The organism is Burkholderia lata (assembly GCF_902499025.1).
Lineage (GTDB): Bacteria > Pseudomonadota > Gammaproteobacteria > Burkholderiales > Burkholderiaceae > Burkholderia > Burkholderia lata_C.
The window spans coordinates 14,537-28,723 of the sequence record NZ_CABVPW010000056.1 but is presented as its reverse complement, the minus strand read 5'-3'; the positions used below and the strand labels follow the sequence as shown (position 1 = coordinate 28,723).

The following is a 14,187-nucleotide window of genomic DNA, read 5'->3' as shown; positions in this document are numbered from 1 at the left end:
GGCCGTTCCGCATTCATTGGTCCGGGTGCGCAGCGGGGCGCGATCCCCACGTTACCGTCGGGCGCGGCGCATACAGGTCGACATCCGGCGCGAGCAGGTTCGGGATGAACGGTTGCTCCGAGTGGTGGCGCGCCGATTCGAGAATGGCCTGCACGAAATCGTGGCGCACCCACTTCAGGCGCGCGGTCGTCGTGTCATCCGTCTCGACCTTCACGTAGAGCCCTTCGGAGCGCTCCGACTTGTCGCACTGCTGCCATGCACGCGTGAGATCGACCCCCTGCCGTCGCACCGTTTCCTCGAACGCACGACGCCAGTCCGGCGTCTTCGCGAGTGACGGGCCGAGCAGCGCCTTCAGGTCCGCCAGCCGTGCCGGCGCGATGCCTTCGTACAGCACGGGCACCGACAGCACGGGCCCGTCGGCGAGCAGCACGCGACGCGCAGGCGTCGACAGGAAGCGGCCCGTCGCGCGGTCGAACACGTCGAATTCGAAGAAGTGATGCGGCAGCGCGTCGTAGAACACCGCGTGCTTCTTGCTCATCGTCTCGCCGTACATCACGTAGCGATCGCCAAGGCGGTCGAGCAGCCAGCCCGCATGGGCGGCGGCCCAGGTCTTCACGAAACCGAACTGCCGCTCGCGGCCGCCGCCGGCCAGATAGTGGCCGCGCGACTGCAGCAGCAGTTCGCCCGCCGGGCTGAAGCTGATGCCCGTGTTCGCACCGTCGAGCTTTTCCTCGACGACGAGACGGGCGCCCGCGAGGGTGCGATAGGGAACGTGGTCGTGACCTTCGTCGCCGTCCTGCAGGCGTGAGCCTTCGAGGTGCGGCGTGCGCGGGTAGCGGGCGAGGTCGAGCGATTGCGCGTAGGCGCGAAAATCCAGCGTCATGGTCTTTCTCCGGAAACAGGGAAAAAGCCGACGACGTGAACGAACGATGGGGTGTGCGTTGCGGTGTCAGTGCGGGTCCGGGCGCGTGCCTGCAGTCGGTGTTCCGGCGCAGCAAGGCAGACGGAAACGGGCAGGACGACACGCAGCCGGGACGGCAGTCGTCGGCGTATCAGGCGAAGGGACGAATGTTTGCGGGCACTTGGATCACCGGTTCGATGAGGGTTCAGGGATGAAGCAGGCGGATGCTACGAAACGGCTTTTGCGCTGTCAAGCGTGGTTGGGTACATCCGGTGCGGTTGTCTGCAACCGTCGCATGCCTGCTGCAGCGCGTCTTGCACGCCATCGACGAGGAAATGATCTGGATTCCTATGTGTATGTTTTTCGCCACATCGGGTGGCGATTCGATGCGCAACGCCGCGCGACCCGCTTGCTGCGCCCGTCGCGTGCATGCTAGAGTCGCCGCCATTCCGATCAACCCCTCACTCGCAAGGAGAAGAAAATCATGACGTCACGCCAGCACTCCTCCCGTCGCGGGTCGTAGTTCGGGTTTTTCGCGTCCGTTCGTTTCATCGTTCACGCCAAGCAGCACCACGCATCGCCATCGCGGCGATGAGCCGGGTCGTTCCGATCCGGTCGTGCCGCCCTCTTCCCGACTTCCGATGTCGGGCAGCGCATGGTTGCGCTGCCTGCGCCATGGCCCGCCGTTCTCCTTTTTCATCGAACGGAAACCTCCATGGGCAATTCCATGCAATACCTGGGCGAGCGCATCACGTTGTGCGCTTGCGCCACCACCTGGATCGAAGGTGAGGCCATCCGGCAGCTCGAACATGCTGCCACCCTCCCCGGCATGCGGCGCGTCGCCGGCATGCCCGATCTTCACCCCGGACGCGGCTACCCGGTGGGCGCCGCGTTTTTCTCGACGGGCCAGCTGTATCCGGCGCTGATCGGCGGCGATATCGGCTGCGGAATAGCGCTGTGGCAAACCGCGCTCGATGCGCGGCGCGTCAGCGCGTCGAAGCTCGCGAGCCGGCTCGGCTCGATCGACGCCACGCCCGATGCAAGCTGGCAGCCGCTCGTTGCGGCCGCCGGGTTCGCGGATCACGCGTTCGCGGCGTCGCTCGGCACGATCGGCAGCGGCAATCATTTCGCGGAAGCGCAGCGGATCGACGCGGTGTACGACACCGATGCCGTCGAGACGCTCGGTCTCGATCCCGATCGCCTGCTGCTGCTCGTGCATAGCGGGTCGCGCGGCTTCGGCCAGTCGATCCTCGAGCAGCACATGCGCGAGCACGGCTACAACGGCCTCGACGACACGGCTGCCGCCTGCACGGCGTACCTCGCGCGTCACGATGCGGCGTTGCGCTACGCGGTCGCAAACCGCGACCTGATCGCACGACGCATGCTGGCGCGCTGGCGCACCGACGGCCGGTGCGTGCTCGACGTGAACCACAACCTGGTCAGCCGCGCGACCGTCGACGGCGAGCCGGGCTGGCTGCATCGCAAAGGCGCGACGCCGGCCGACGCGGGGCCGGTCGTCATTCCCGGGTCGCGCGGCGACTACAGCTACCTCGTCGCGCCGGTGCGGCCCGACGATGCGGCCAGCCTGGCATCGCTGGCGCACGGTGCGGGCCGCAAGTGGGCGCGCGGCGACTGCAAGGGGCGCCTCGAACGGCGCTTCACGCCGTCGCAGCTCACGCGCACGCCGCTCGGCAGCCACGTGATCTGCGAGGATCGCGAACTGCTGTACGAGGAAGCGCCGCAGGCGTACAAGCCGATCGACAGCGTCGTCGACGCGCTCGAGGCGGCCGGCCTGCTGCGCAAGCTGGCGCGGCTCGCGCCGGTGCTGACCTACAAGACGTCCGGGGAGGCTGGCCGATGCTGATGCAGATTTCTTCGGCGCACGGCCCGCTGGAGTGCCAGCTCGCCGCTGCCAATGCGTTACGGCGCCTGCAGTCGGAAGCCGATGCGCAGCATGTCGTCGTCACGGTGCTCGATGCGCAGCCGGGCGAACGGCCCGGCACGCTGCGCTCGGCGCTGCTCGGTCTGGACGGCGCCGCCGCGCAGGCGCTCGCGGACCGCTGGACGGGCACGCTGCAATGGATCTGCGCGAGCCCGTACCGGTTGCGCCATCCGCGCAAGAACTGGTTCATCGGCGTCACGCGCTGTGCCGACGCGCAGCCGCTGCCGGATGGCGACGTGCGGTTCGAAGCGATGCGCGCACGCGGTCCGGGCGGCCAGCACGTGAACAAGACGAGTTCCGCGATTCGTGCGACCCATGTCGCGACCGGCCTGTCGGTGCGCGTGGAAAGCGAGCGCAGCCAGCACGCGAACAAGCGCCTGGCGCTGCAGTTGCTGCAGGTGCGGCTGCAGCAGGAAGCCGACCGTCACGCGTCCGATGCGCGCCGGCAGCGGCGGATGCAGCACTTTGCGCTGGAGCGCGGCAACCCCGTGCGCGTGTTTTACGGGACGGCGTTCGTGCCGGCTGACTGAGCACGAGCGCCTGGCCGCCGGTGGTTTTCGCGCCGGCGGCCAGCCAACCGGCCTCATGGTTTTCCCGGTCTGCCGGTTGCGCGCAAGCGCGACCGGAATCGGTGTGCTCACGCGCGCCACGCAGGCCGCACGGGCCTGCCGCGCGCATGCCGGCTGCCGCGTGTGCCGCACCCTTTCTGCTCGGGAAAGGACGCTTGAAGCATCCGCAATTATCACGTGCCGCGGATTTGCCCACCATGTGTCGGACGATCGGTACAGCCCGCCTTTCCGGCCCTTTCACTGGCCTTGCGGTGCCTGCCGCCACGTCGTGCGATCCGGTGCATTGCGCCGGTCGCGAACGGCCGGGCCTCGCGCCACGGCGTATCGATAATCAGGAGACACGATGAACAGCCATTCCCTCGATCTCGGCGGCAACGCGGGCGGACCCGCGTCCGCCCGCCCGCCGGCCGCTGCCGCCGGCGTCGGCGCCGATGCGTCGGCCCTCCCCGCGCGCCGCGTCACGCTCGGCGATTTCATGGACGACCTGCCGGTCGGCGCGTTGCACCGGTTCGTCGTCTGGGTGATCGGCATCGGGCTGTTCTTCGACATGTACGAGATCTTCCTCGTCAGCACGATCGGCTCCGCGTTGCAGAACGAATACGGGCTGAGCCGCCAGAGCACCGATTTCAAGCTGCTGCTGGCATCGGCATTCATCGGCATGTTCGTCGGCGCGATGTGCCTCGGCAGCCTCGCCGACCGCATTGGCCGGCGCAAGGCGTTCCTGCTGACGCTCACGTGGTACAGCGCGTTCTCGCTGGTCGGCGCGTTTTCCGTCAATGCCGACATGCTCGTCGCGTGCCGGTTCCTGACCGGCATCGGCGTCGGCGCGATCTATCCGGTTGCCGACAGCTTCCTGTCCGAGATCCTGCCGAAGGAAAAGCGCGGGCGGCTCGCCGCGTGGGCCTATACGACTTCCTATGTCGCGGTGCCGCTCGTCGGGTTCCTCGCGCTGTGGTTGAACCCGCTGCAGGTGGGCGGTGTGGCCGGCTGGCGCATCATCCTCGCGATCGGCAGCCTCGGCGCCGTGTACGTGCTGCTCGTCCAGCACCGGCTGCCGGAGAGCCCGCGCTGGCTGCTCGCGCAGGGTCGCACCGCTGACGCGCATGCGGCATTGCGGCGCTTCGCCGAAGGCACCGGCGTGCGCGTGCCCGAGCAGTTCGCGGAACCGGTCGAGCCGCAACGGCCGCTCGGGCTCGGCGAGCGTATCGCGCTGCTGCGGCGTGAACCGTACGGCGCACGCTACCTGATGCTCGCGATCTTTCACCTGTTCCAGGGCTTCGGCTACTACGGCTTCGGCACGCTGGCCGGCGCGGTCGTGAAGAGCCGCGGCTTCGACGTGACGGACAGTACGCTGTTCATCGCGCTGTCGTTCATCGGCTATCCGGTCGGCTCGCTGCTGTCGATTCCGCTGCTCAACTGGATCGAGCGCCGCACGCTCGTGATCGTGTCGATCCTGTCGATCGCCGTGTTCGGGCTGTGCTTCGCGTATTCGGGCAATACCGCGCTGATCGTCGGCTTCGGGTTCCTGACGACCTGCGCGTCGAACGTGTTCAGCAACGCGTATCACGTGTACCAGGCGGAGATTTTCCCGGCGCGTGTGCGTTCGACGGCGATCGGGAGTACCTATGCGTTGTCGCGGATCGTCAGCGGTGCATTGCCGTTCGTGTTGCTGCCGGTGCTCGGCAGTTATGGCGCGGGTGCGATGTTCGGCGTGATTTCGGTTGCGCTTGGCATCGTTGCCGTCACGCTGCGTGTGCTCGGACCGTTGACTACGCGGCGCAGTCAGGACGAGATCAATCCGGTTTGAGCGTGTTTCGATGCGGGGCGCGGGAACGCGCTCCCCGCATCATGAAAGGTCAGGATTAACGGTGCATGGCCCTCGACTGCCGCCGCGCCCGGGCGACGGCAACCGGCCGACGCTGAGTGAAACCGTTCAGCGGACGTCTTGTGAGAGCAAGGCTTGGCGTTTCACGCAGCCTCGATCCAGATCGGCTCTGCAGGATGATGCGCTTGAATGACGGCAACAGCTTGCGCCATTTCATGGACGTCTCCCGCGCGAGCGTGGCCTTTGAAATTCGTGACGGGCATTCCCGCAGAGCGAAGCGCAGCCATCTCTTCTTCAGTCAGTACGCCCGCATCCACCCACAGGCGGTGAGCTTTGTTGTCGCGCCACAGACTTTCGAATGCGGTGACGCCGATCCGGGAGCGGGCAAAAAACACCATGTGCATCTCCATCGTTGCGCGATTGGCCAAGTATCAGGCATCCGGCTCCGCCGGGATCGCCTTGTGTCGTAATGCATCAGTCAATGCCTGGCCGGCATCTGCGATGTGCGCGGCCAGGCGCTCGCAGGCTTCGTCGACCCGGCCGGCGCATGCCGCATCGAATATCTCGGCATGCTCGTTGTCGGAGCGCGCACGCCAGTCGAGCCATTTCCACGCGGCAAACAGATGGCGCGCGCTGGCCTGATGCAGATCCGCGATCACGGAGACGACCCGCGGCATGCCGCACGGCGTGGTGATCGCCTGATGAAAGCCTCGATTGATGCGCTCGAGCGCGGCGATGTCTCCTGACGGCGCGCCGGCCTCGAGAAAGGATGCGGCGCGTGCCAGGTCATCTTCCGTGTAGCGGGGAATCGCGTACCGGAGCGCGAGCGGTTCGAGTGCAGCCCGCATTCGGGAGACCTCGGCGACCGCCTCGACATCGAGCGGCGCCACGCGAACGCCACGCCGAGGCTCCGCGATGACCAGGCCTTGTGCCTCGAGCCGACGGAACGCCTCGCGGACCGGGACATGGCTCGTACTGAACGCGTCGGCCCACTCGTCCTGCTTGAGCCGCTCGTCCGGCGCCAGCTCGCCCGAAACGATCCGGGCGGCAATCGACTGCGCGATATGCGCCGCGATCGAGCGATCGTCCTTGACATCGCCACTCATCTCAACCACCATCAGAATAGATTATCTATTATCTATAGTAACAGATCGGGAGACTGACATGCGCCACCGCCGCCCCGCCCGACTTCAGGAGATCGCCGGCATCGGCGTTGACCGCATGGGCTCGATCGCGGACCACTCCGGCCGCGACGTGCTCCGGCTGGAGAATCTCGATACGGATATCCCGCCGCACGCGGAGGTCCTCGCGCGGACGCGCGCGGCGGCGAGCGAGGATGCCGCGAATTCGTATCTACCGTTCGTCGGCCAGGACCGGCTGCGCGCCTGCGTGGCGGCGCACGTCACCGTGCAGACGGGGGTGGACTACCGGACCGACAATGTCATCGTCGCGGCGGGCGGCCTGTCCGGCATTCTGAACGTCCTGCTGGCCGTGCTGGAAGTCGGTGACGAGGTCATTCTGACCGACCCGACCTATGCGGGGCTGCTCAACCGCGTGCGGCTGGCCGGCGGCGCACCCGTGCAGATCCCGTTCAGCTTTCACCCGGGCGCGGAATGGAAACTCGATCGCGCAGCGATGTCCGCCGCGTGTGGCCCGAAGACGCGCGCCATGCTGTTGATGTCCCCGTCGATGCCTTCCGGCGCGGTGCTCGACGAGGAGGACTGGGTCTTCGTCGCCGGGCTGTGCGTGCAGCACGACCTGCTGCTGATCGTCGACAGCGCGATGGAGCGGTTGTTGTTCGACGGGCGCAAGGTCGTTCATCCGGCTCGGCTGCCCGGCATGGCCGAGCGCACGATCACGGTGGGCTCGGCATCGAAGGAGTTGCGGATGATCGGCTGGCGGGTGGGCTGGATCGTGGCGCCGGAGGCGCTCATCCCCGATCTGGTTGCGGTGTCGCTCGCGAACGTGGTCGTGCCGGTCGGCATCGCGCAGGAGGCCGCCGCCATCGCGCTCGAGCACTCGACGATCGACCTGCCCGATTACGTCGCGGAACTGCAGCGCCGACGCGATGCCATTGCCGCCGAGCTTTACGGTCTGCCGTTCGGCATGCCTGCAGGCGGCTGGTCGATGCTGCTGCGCGTGTCCGATTTCGGTCTCACGGGTGAACAGATGTCGGAGCGGCTACTCGAACGGGACGTATGCGCGACGGCGATGACGGGCTGGGGGCGGCAACACGGCAGCGCCTATATCCGGTTCGTCTTCGCGAACGAACCGGTGAACCGGTTCGCGGGATTCGGCAAGAAGGTCATCGCGGCGCTCGGGATGTGAGGATGCCTGCGGGAATGTCTCTGCGACGGGATGGTGTGGTTCGCGGCTCCGTGTCCGGCAGCGTGTAGATGGCGCAGGCCGATCAGTGGCCGGTGCGCCGGGCCAATCGTGCCGCTGGTCGCCCCACCTCACCGTGCCGACATGAAATCGAACAGCTTCGCGATATCGGTCGTCAGCACGGTGCCGGCCTTCACCCCCACCCACAGCGTTCTCGTCGCCCACGCATCGTCGAGCTTCACGACCCCGAGCCGCGCCGCGCGCTCGCCGGTCACCGCATCGCGCGGCAGGATGCCGATGCCGAGCCCCGCCTCGATCATCCGGCTCACGCCGTCGAAATTCGATACCTGGATTCGCAGCTTCAGCGAACGCTCGACCGCGAACGCGGCGTCGGTCATGCGCGCGAGCAGCGAGCTGCCGTCGCTGAGCCCGACGTAATCCTCGTCGAGCGTATCCGCGAAGCGAATGCTGTCGCGTGCCGCGAACCGGTGCGTGCGCGGCACGAGCAGCACGAGTTCGTCGCGCCGGTACAGCCGCCGTTCGATGCCGGGAGCCGGGACGTTGTCGGCGAACACGCCGAGATCGGCCTTGCCGGATGCGAGCGCGTCGACGATCTCGTGGCTCAGCCGCTCTTCGAGGCTGACCTTGATACCCGGATTGTCGGTGAGGAACGCGGCGAGATCGGCGGGCAGGAACTGGACGATCGCGGACGTGTTGGTCCACACGTGGATATGGCCGCGCACGCCGGCGACGTAGTCGCTCATCTCGTGCGCCATCCGGTTGACCTGCTCGATCACCTTCGCCGCATGGTCGAGCAGCGCGCGTCCCGCGGGCGTCAGCTCGACACCGCGCGCATGCCGGACGAACAACGCACTGCCCGTCACGCTTTCGAGCTCGGCGATGCGCTTGCTGACCGCGGACAGCGTGAGCTGGCCATGTTCGGCCGCTTTCGTCAGGCTGCCGTGCTCGGCGACGAGCGCGAACACGCGCAGCGACTGCAGATCGAAATGAAGCGGGTTCACCATGTCGTGGTTCCTGGGAAGGCCGTGCCGGCGCTTGCCGTCAGCGCGGCGGCCTGACGCCGATCATACGCCCGGCCGTGTGAGCGCGAAATGGCACGTCTAGCGCGACGCGAGCGACTGCAAGGCGGCGAGCATCGCACCGTCCGGCTTCGCGAGATCGTCGAGCACGTCGAAGTGCTTCATGCCGGGCAACCCGACGTGGACGATCCGTTCGCCGGCTGCTTCGCATGCGGTCGCGTAGTCGCGTGCCTGTCGGACGAGTTCGGGCAGCTCGGCGTCGCCGACCGCAACGACCGTCGGTACGCCGGGTCCGATATGGCGCAGCGGGCTGTATGCATCGACTTCACGCGCGCTGAGCTGCAGCTTGTCGTTCAGGCAGCACAGCGAGATCGGCTCGAGATCGACGAGCGGACTGATCGCGAGCGCGGAGACGACGGCCGAATGCGCACGATGCACGGCCGTCAGGTGGCCACCCGCCGAATGGCCGCTCAGGTGGATCGGCCGCTTCGCGGTACCGAGGCCGTCGGGGTCGTTCGCCAGGTAGTCGAGCAGCGCACCGATCTCGCCGACGATGTCGGTCATCGTCGCGACCGGCGCGAGCGTGTATTCGGCGAGTATCACGTCGAAGCCGCGTGCGAGCGGCCCGCTTGCCGCGTAAGCGAAATCCTCTTTCGCGCAGTGCTGCCAGTAGCCGCCGTGAATGAACACGAACAGCGGCGCATCGGGCTGGCCGCACGACAGCCAGTCGAAACGCTGTGCGGGTTGCGCACCGTAACGCAGGTCGCGCCGGCCGGACGCACCTTCATAGAGCGCCGCGCTGCGCGCCTGCATCGACGCCAGCAACGCGGGGAAATCGGCTACCACCTTCGTGTTCAGATAGGCGGCGTCGAGCGCCGCGCGGTCCATGCCGCGATAGAGGATCGTCATCGGGAATCGCCTGGGTCGGGTTGCGGAAGCACGGACGCCAGCGTCGCGTCCGGTGCGAAGGCGGCTTCTCAGTCGCCGATGCGTGCATTATCCGCAGCGTGGCACGGGCCGGCTATCCGGAATCGGCGAGCGCGGAAACCGGCTGTCCGCTTTCGGCGGGAGATCGGCGCGGCATGCGGCCGCATCGACGCGACCCGGGCCGCATGCGCGACCGCACGATTCGGCACGGCCGCGCGCCGACGGTCAGATCAGCTCGGAGATCTCGATCAGGTTCAGGTCGGGATCGCGCACGTAGACCGACCGGATCTTCTGCGTCGCGCCCGTGCGTTCGACGGGCCCTTCGACGATCGGCCAGTCGACGCGCTTCAGGTGCGCAATCACGTCGTCGAGCGGCACCGACGCGATGAAACACAGGTCGAGCGCGCCGGGCACCGGCACATGCGCTTTCGGTTCGAATTCCGCGCCGCGCACATGCAGGTTGATCTTCTGGTTGCCGAAGCGGAACGCGATCCGGCCGGCGCCGAAGGTTTCGAGCTGCATCTGCAGCACCTCGGTGTAGAAATGCTTCGTCCGGTCGGGATCGACGCAGGTCAGCACGAGATGGTCGAGGTGGTCAATCAGCGCCATGAGGTTCGCTCCTGTGGGTCGTTCATGAGAAAGCACGTTGCGCGGGCATGTCGCCGGCGTCCACGCGCGGCGGCGGATGAAGGTCCGAGCGGCGCCCGGCCTTCAGGATCTGGCTCGGCACGTCATGACCGATCAGCGCGGGCAGCCGTGCCGACGCGGCCAGCACGGCCGCGAGATCGATGCCCGTATCGTAGCCGTCGAGCTCGAGCATGTGCACGAGTTCCTCGGTGCATGCGTTGCCGGTCGCGCCCGGCGCGTACGGGCAGCCGCCGAGCCCGCCGAGCGATGCGTCGAAGCGGTCGATCCCGGCGTCGAGCGCCGCGAGCGTGTTCGCGAGCGCCATCCCGCGCGTGTTGTGAAAGTGCAGCGTGAGCTGCAGCGCGGCGAAGCGTTCGCGCGCCCGTGCCGACAGGTCGCGCACCTGCGACGGAAACGCCATGCCGGTCGTATCGCACAGCGTGAAGCCGTGCACGCCGAGATCCGCGAAGCGCTGCATCCACGCGAGCACGCCTTCGGCTGCGACATCCCCTTCCATCGGGCAGCCCATCGCGGTCGACAGCGACACGTTGATCGCGACACCCGTGCCGCGTACCGCGTCGATCACGTCGCGCAGCTGCGTGAACGATTGTTCGCGCGTCATCCGCAGGTTCGCGCGGTTGTGGCTCTCGCTCATCGACATCACGAGATTCACTTCGTTGACGCCGCACGACAGCGCGCGCTCGGCGCCACGCACGTTCGGCACGAGCACCGTATAGACGACACCCGGTGCGCGCGCGATGCCGTGCATCACGGCCTCCGCGTCGCGCAACGCGGGGATCGCCTTCGGCGACGTGAACGACGTGACCTCGATCTTCGCGTAGCCGCACGCGCTCAGCGCGTCGACGAGCGCGATCTTGTCGTCGGTGTCGACGAACGCCGCTTCGTTCTGAAAGCCGTCGCGTGTCGCGACTTCGTGGATGTAGAGCCGTTTGCGTTGCCCGCTCATGTTGTCTTCTCCTGTTTCCGCTTCTCAGATCACGCCGCGCGTGCGCCAGTCGCCGCGCGTCGCCGCATCGATGCCGAGCGATTCGAGTACCGCGTCGGTATCCGCGCCGAGCGCGGGCGCCGCGTGTTCGATGCGTCCGGGCGTCGCGCCGAGCTTCGGCACGATGCCGGGCACGAGCACCGGCGTGCCGTCGGGCAGCGCGGCATCGACGAGCATGTCGCGCGCACGGTAATGCGGATCGGCCGCGATGTCGGCCACGTCGTAGATGCGCCCGGACGGGATGCGCGCTTCGTTCAGCGCGGCCAGCACCGCGTCGAGATCGTGCTGCGCGCTCCATTCGCCGATCGCCGCGTCGATGCGTTCGACCTGCGCGACCCGCCCGTCGTTGTGCGCGAGCGCGGGATCGTTGCCGAGATCGGGCCGGCCGATCAAGTCCATCAGGCGCCGGAAGATGCTGTCGCCGTTGCCGGCGATCAGCGCGTACTTGCCGTCGCGGCAACGGTACGCATTGGTCGGCGCGATGCCGGGCAGGCTGCTGCCGGCCGCCTCGCGCACGGCGCCGAACGCCGAGTATTCGGGCAGCAGGCTTTCCATCATGTTGAACACCGACTCGTACAGCGCGACGTCGACAACCTGCCCCTTGCCGCCCTGTTGCTCGCGATGCCGCAGCGCGAGCAGCACGCCGATCACGCCGTGCAGCGCCGACAGCGAATCACCGAGCGAGATGCCGACGCGCACCGGCGTGCGACCGGGCTCGCCGGTCAGGTGCCGCAGGCCGCCCATCGCCTCGGCGATCACGCCGAAGCCGGGACGGTCCCGGTACGGGCCCGTCTGCCCGAAGCCCGACACACGCAGCATCACGAGCCCGGGATTGATCGCGGACAGCGCGTCCCAGCCGAGCCCCCAGCCTTCGAGCGTGCCGGGCCGGAAGTTCTCGATCAGCACGTCGGTCTCGGCGACGAGTCGGCGCACGACGTCCTGCCCTTCGGGCGTACGCAGGTCGAGCGTGAGCGAGGTCTTGTTGCGCGACTGCGCGGCCCACCAGACCGACGTGCCTTCATGCAGCAGCCGCCATTTGCGCAGCGGGTCGCCGAGCCCGGGCGGCTCGACCTTGAGTACGTCGGCGCCGAATTCGGCGAGCATCCGGCCCGCGAACGGCCCGGCGATCAGTTGGCCGAGTTCCAGCACGCGGATGCCGTCCAGGGGGCGTGTCATGGCTGTCTCCGATGAAATCGCGTTGTCGATGACGGCGATCATGACGGCGTTCGCGTCCGGCGAAAATCGATCGATGCTCAACCAGCCTTTCCGAAACGGAAAGACGTGCATCGCTTCCCTTCACGTCCACGGTGCGTCAGCCTTTCCATCCGGGAAAGCGCGCTCGCGCAACGATCAAACGACGCTACGCGCGCCGCCGGCAGAATCGAATCCGTTCCGCGCCCGCCGGGCGCCTGCCAGCGAGACCCGCCATGTTTTCTGTTTCCTCTCCCGCGAAGATCGTGTTTCTCGATCGCGCGACGCTGTCGCCGCAAACCGCGCTTAAGCCGTTCCCGTTCCCGCACGCGTTGCGCACGTTCGACCGGACGGCCGCGCACGAGATTGCCGCGCGCATCGGCGACGCGGACATCGTCGTGACCAACAAGGTGCGGATCGATGCGACAGCGCTCGCCGATGCGCGGCGCCTGCGGATGATCGCGATCGCCGCGACGGGCACCGACATCGTCGATCTCGACGCGTGCGCGGCGCGCGGCATCGTCGTGAGCAACATTCGCGGGTATGCGGTCAGAACGGTGCCCGAGCACACGTTCGCGCTGATCTTCGCGCTGCGCCGCAGTCTCGTTGCGTACCGCGACGCGGTGCGCGCGGGGCGCTGGCTCGACAGCGGGCAGTTCTGCTTTTTCGATCATCCGATTCGCGACCTGGCCGGCTCGACGCTCGGGATCGTCGGCGACGGCGGGCTCGGGCGTGCGGTGGCCGGCATCGCGCGAGCGCTCGGCATGCGGGTGCGGTTCGCGGCGCACGGCGATGCGTCGGGGGATGACTACGTGCCGCTCGACACGCTGCTGCGCGACAGCGACGTGATCACGCTGCACTGCCCGCTCACGCCCGCGACACGGCACCTGATCGACGCGGCCGCGTTCGCGCGGATGACGCGCCGGCCGTTGCTGATCAATACCGCGCGCGGCGGCCTCGTGGATGAAAGCGCGCTTGTCGACGCATTGCAGTCGGGACAGATCGCCGGCGCGGGGTTCGACGTGGTCACGCAGGAGCCATTGCCGGCCGCGCATCCGTTCCACGCGATCCTGTCGCATCCGGCCTTCATCCTGACGCCGCACGTCGCGTGGGCGAGCGATGAAGCGATGCAGGCGCTCGCCGATCAGCTCGTGGACAATGTCGCCGCGTTCGTGGGCGGCACGCCGCGGCACGTGGTGTGACGTGCGTGGTGGATGGCGTGACGGACGGTGTTTGAACCGCGCAAACAGAACGGCCCCGCTCGATGGCTCGAAGCGGGGCCGGCTGAATTCGGGGGCTGCTTACGCCAGCGACTCGGCACGTAACGGGTTCGTGCATCCGCCCTATCTTGCGGCCGGTTTCTGAATTCCTGATGGGTTCTACTTTAAGGAATCCGGACCGCCAACGCTGTAGGGCCAGTCTGAAACTGAACGGGACGCATGCTGAAAACGTCCGTTTCGATAGCAGCGCGCCGCTATCGACGCAAATTTCAGTAAGCGGACATCTCGACGCAAGGATCGACCTTGGACGGCGAGCAGATGACCGAGTACTTGGCGCTCTCGCGCATCAGTGCTTCGCCTTCGTGCAGCGCGATCTTGATCTCGGGGTGACGCTCGTACGCGAGGAACGCCGAGCACACGACTGCCGACATCACGACGAGGGAAAACACAAATTTTTCAAGGGTTTGGAAACGTTCAGGCATGGTTCGACCTATCTCTTAGGCCGTGATTATATCTCGAAATAAGGGTTTTCCCTATAACCCGGCCCGCATACCGAGGATGCGTTCAATCGTGCGCGCATCCGATGCTCGTGCCCTTTTTCTCCGTTAATCCGC

General features: G+C 67.3%; 16 protein-coding genes. 6 read left to right on the top strand and 10 right to left on the bottom strand.

The features are described 5' to 3' along the window. Window positions 1-13 precede the first annotated feature (13 nt). Both BDI24065_RS36985 and BDI24065_RS36980 read right to left on the bottom strand, forming a co-directional pair. The gene (locus BDI24065_RS36985; RefSeq protein ID WP_175035332.1) at window positions 14-883 is read right to left on the bottom strand and encodes an RNA ligase family protein; all 870 of its coding nucleotides are present in this window, start codon (window positions 881-883) and stop codon (window positions 14-16) included. A gap of 508 nt (window positions 884-1,391) precedes the next feature. Then, window positions 1,392-1,712, bottom strand: a complete 321-nt coding sequence (locus BDI24065_RS36980) for a hypothetical protein (RefSeq protein WP_175035308.1) — start codon at window positions 1,710-1,712, stop codon at window positions 1,392-1,394. Here BDI24065_RS36980 and BDI24065_RS36975 point away from each other — a divergent pair. The 3 genes from BDI24065_RS36975 to BDI24065_RS36965 all read left to right on the top strand — a co-directional run bounded on the left by BDI24065_RS36975 (window position 1,617) and on the right by BDI24065_RS36965 (window position 5,219). After that, window positions 1,617-2,765 (top strand): RNA ligase RtcB family protein, encoded by a 1,149-nt coding sequence (locus BDI24065_RS36975; RefSeq protein WP_175035331.1) that lies wholly within the window; start codon window positions 1,617-1,619, stop codon window positions 2,763-2,765. The genes BDI24065_RS36980 and BDI24065_RS36975 overlap by 96 nt on opposite strands. Then, window positions 2,759-3,373 carry a peptide chain release factor H gene (prfH, locus tag BDI24065_RS36970; RefSeq protein ID WP_175035330.1) on the top strand — a complete coding sequence of 205 codons (615 nt, stop codon included), beginning with the start codon at window positions 2,759-2,761 and terminating at the stop codon, window positions 3,371-3,373. Before BDI24065_RS36975 ends, prfH begins: the two co-directional genes overlap by 7 nt. A gap of 382 nt (window positions 3,374-3,755) precedes the next feature. Continuing rightward, window positions 3,756-5,219 (top strand): MFS transporter, encoded by a 1,464-nt coding sequence (locus tag BDI24065_RS36965; RefSeq protein ID WP_175035329.1) that lies wholly within the window; start codon window positions 3,756-3,758, stop codon window positions 5,217-5,219. A gap of 161 nt (window positions 5,220-5,380) precedes the next feature. Here BDI24065_RS36965 and BDI24065_RS36960 read toward each other — a convergent pair whose 3' ends face one another. Together BDI24065_RS36960 and BDI24065_RS36955 are read right to left on the bottom strand one after the other, a co-directional pair. Then, window positions 5,381-5,635 carry a hypothetical protein gene (locus BDI24065_RS36960; RefSeq protein WP_175035328.1) on the bottom strand — a complete coding sequence of 85 codons (255 nt, stop codon included), beginning with the start codon at window positions 5,633-5,635 and terminating at the stop codon, window positions 5,381-5,383. A gap of 33 nt (window positions 5,636-5,668) precedes the next feature. Then, a complete protein-coding gene (locus BDI24065_RS36955) occupies window positions 5,669-6,343 on the bottom strand; it encodes a GntR family transcriptional regulator (protein ID WP_254609935.1) in 675 nt (224 codons plus the stop codon). A 58-nt stretch (window positions 6,344-6,401) separates the two neighbouring features. Between BDI24065_RS36955 and BDI24065_RS36950 the strand changes: the two genes are divergently transcribed. Beyond that, entirely contained in the window at window positions 6,402-7,565 is a 1,164-nt protein-coding gene (locus tag BDI24065_RS36950; protein ID WP_175035351.1) for a pyridoxal phosphate-dependent aminotransferase, read from the top strand. Between the two features lie 128 nt (window positions 7,566-7,693). Here the strand turns inward: BDI24065_RS36950 and BDI24065_RS36945 are convergent, their stop codons facing one another. The 5 genes from BDI24065_RS36945 to BDI24065_RS36925 form a co-directional block, all read right to left on the bottom strand. Next, on the bottom strand, window positions 7,694-8,587 hold the full coding sequence (locus tag BDI24065_RS36945) for a LysR family transcriptional regulator (protein ID WP_021159618.1): 894 nt from the start codon (window positions 8,585-8,587) through the stop codon (window positions 7,694-7,696). A 96-nt stretch (window positions 8,588-8,683) separates the two neighbouring features. Then, window positions 8,684-9,511, bottom strand: coding sequence for an alpha/beta hydrolase (locus tag BDI24065_RS36940; RefSeq protein ID WP_175035326.1), 828 nt, complete (start codon window positions 9,509-9,511; stop codon window positions 8,684-8,686). A gap of 243 nt (window positions 9,512-9,754) precedes the next feature. Continuing rightward, a complete protein-coding gene (locus tag BDI24065_RS36935) occupies window positions 9,755-10,138 on the bottom strand; it encodes a VOC family protein (protein WP_089440118.1) in 384 nt (127 codons plus the stop codon). 22 nt (window positions 10,139-10,160) lie between these two features. Then, a complete protein-coding gene (locus BDI24065_RS36930; RefSeq protein WP_175035325.1) occupies window positions 10,161-11,123 on the bottom strand; it encodes a hydroxymethylglutaryl-CoA lyase in 963 nt (320 codons plus the stop codon). 24 nt (window positions 11,124-11,147) lie between these two features. Beyond that, a complete protein-coding gene (locus BDI24065_RS36925; RefSeq protein WP_175035324.1) occupies window positions 11,148-12,338 on the bottom strand; it encodes a CaiB/BaiF CoA transferase family protein in 1,191 nt (396 codons plus the stop codon). On the opposite strand from BDI24065_RS36925, the gene BDI24065_RS36920 reads away from it, so the two are divergent. Both BDI24065_RS36920 and BDI24065_RS36915 read left to right on the top strand, forming a co-directional pair. Continuing rightward, complete coding sequence (locus BDI24065_RS36920; RefSeq protein WP_175035323.1) at window positions 12,337-12,663, top strand: hypothetical protein; 327 nt, start codon at window positions 12,337-12,339, stop codon at window positions 12,661-12,663. The genes BDI24065_RS36925 and BDI24065_RS36920 overlap by 2 nt on opposite strands. Continuing rightward, the gene (locus tag BDI24065_RS36915) at window positions 12,590-13,555 is read left to right on the top strand and encodes a D-2-hydroxyacid dehydrogenase (protein ID WP_175035322.1); all 966 of its coding nucleotides are present in this window, start codon (window positions 12,590-12,592) and stop codon (window positions 13,553-13,555) included. The genes BDI24065_RS36920 and BDI24065_RS36915 overlap by 74 nt, the downstream gene beginning before the upstream one ends. A gap of 287 nt (window positions 13,556-13,842) precedes the next feature. On the opposite strand, the gene BDI24065_RS36910 is transcribed toward BDI24065_RS36915, so the two are convergent. After that, window positions 13,843-14,055 (bottom strand): hypothetical protein, encoded by a 213-nt coding sequence (locus tag BDI24065_RS36910; protein WP_006497261.1) that lies wholly within the window; start codon window positions 14,053-14,055, stop codon window positions 13,843-13,845. Window positions 14,056-14,187 lie beyond the last annotated feature (132 nt).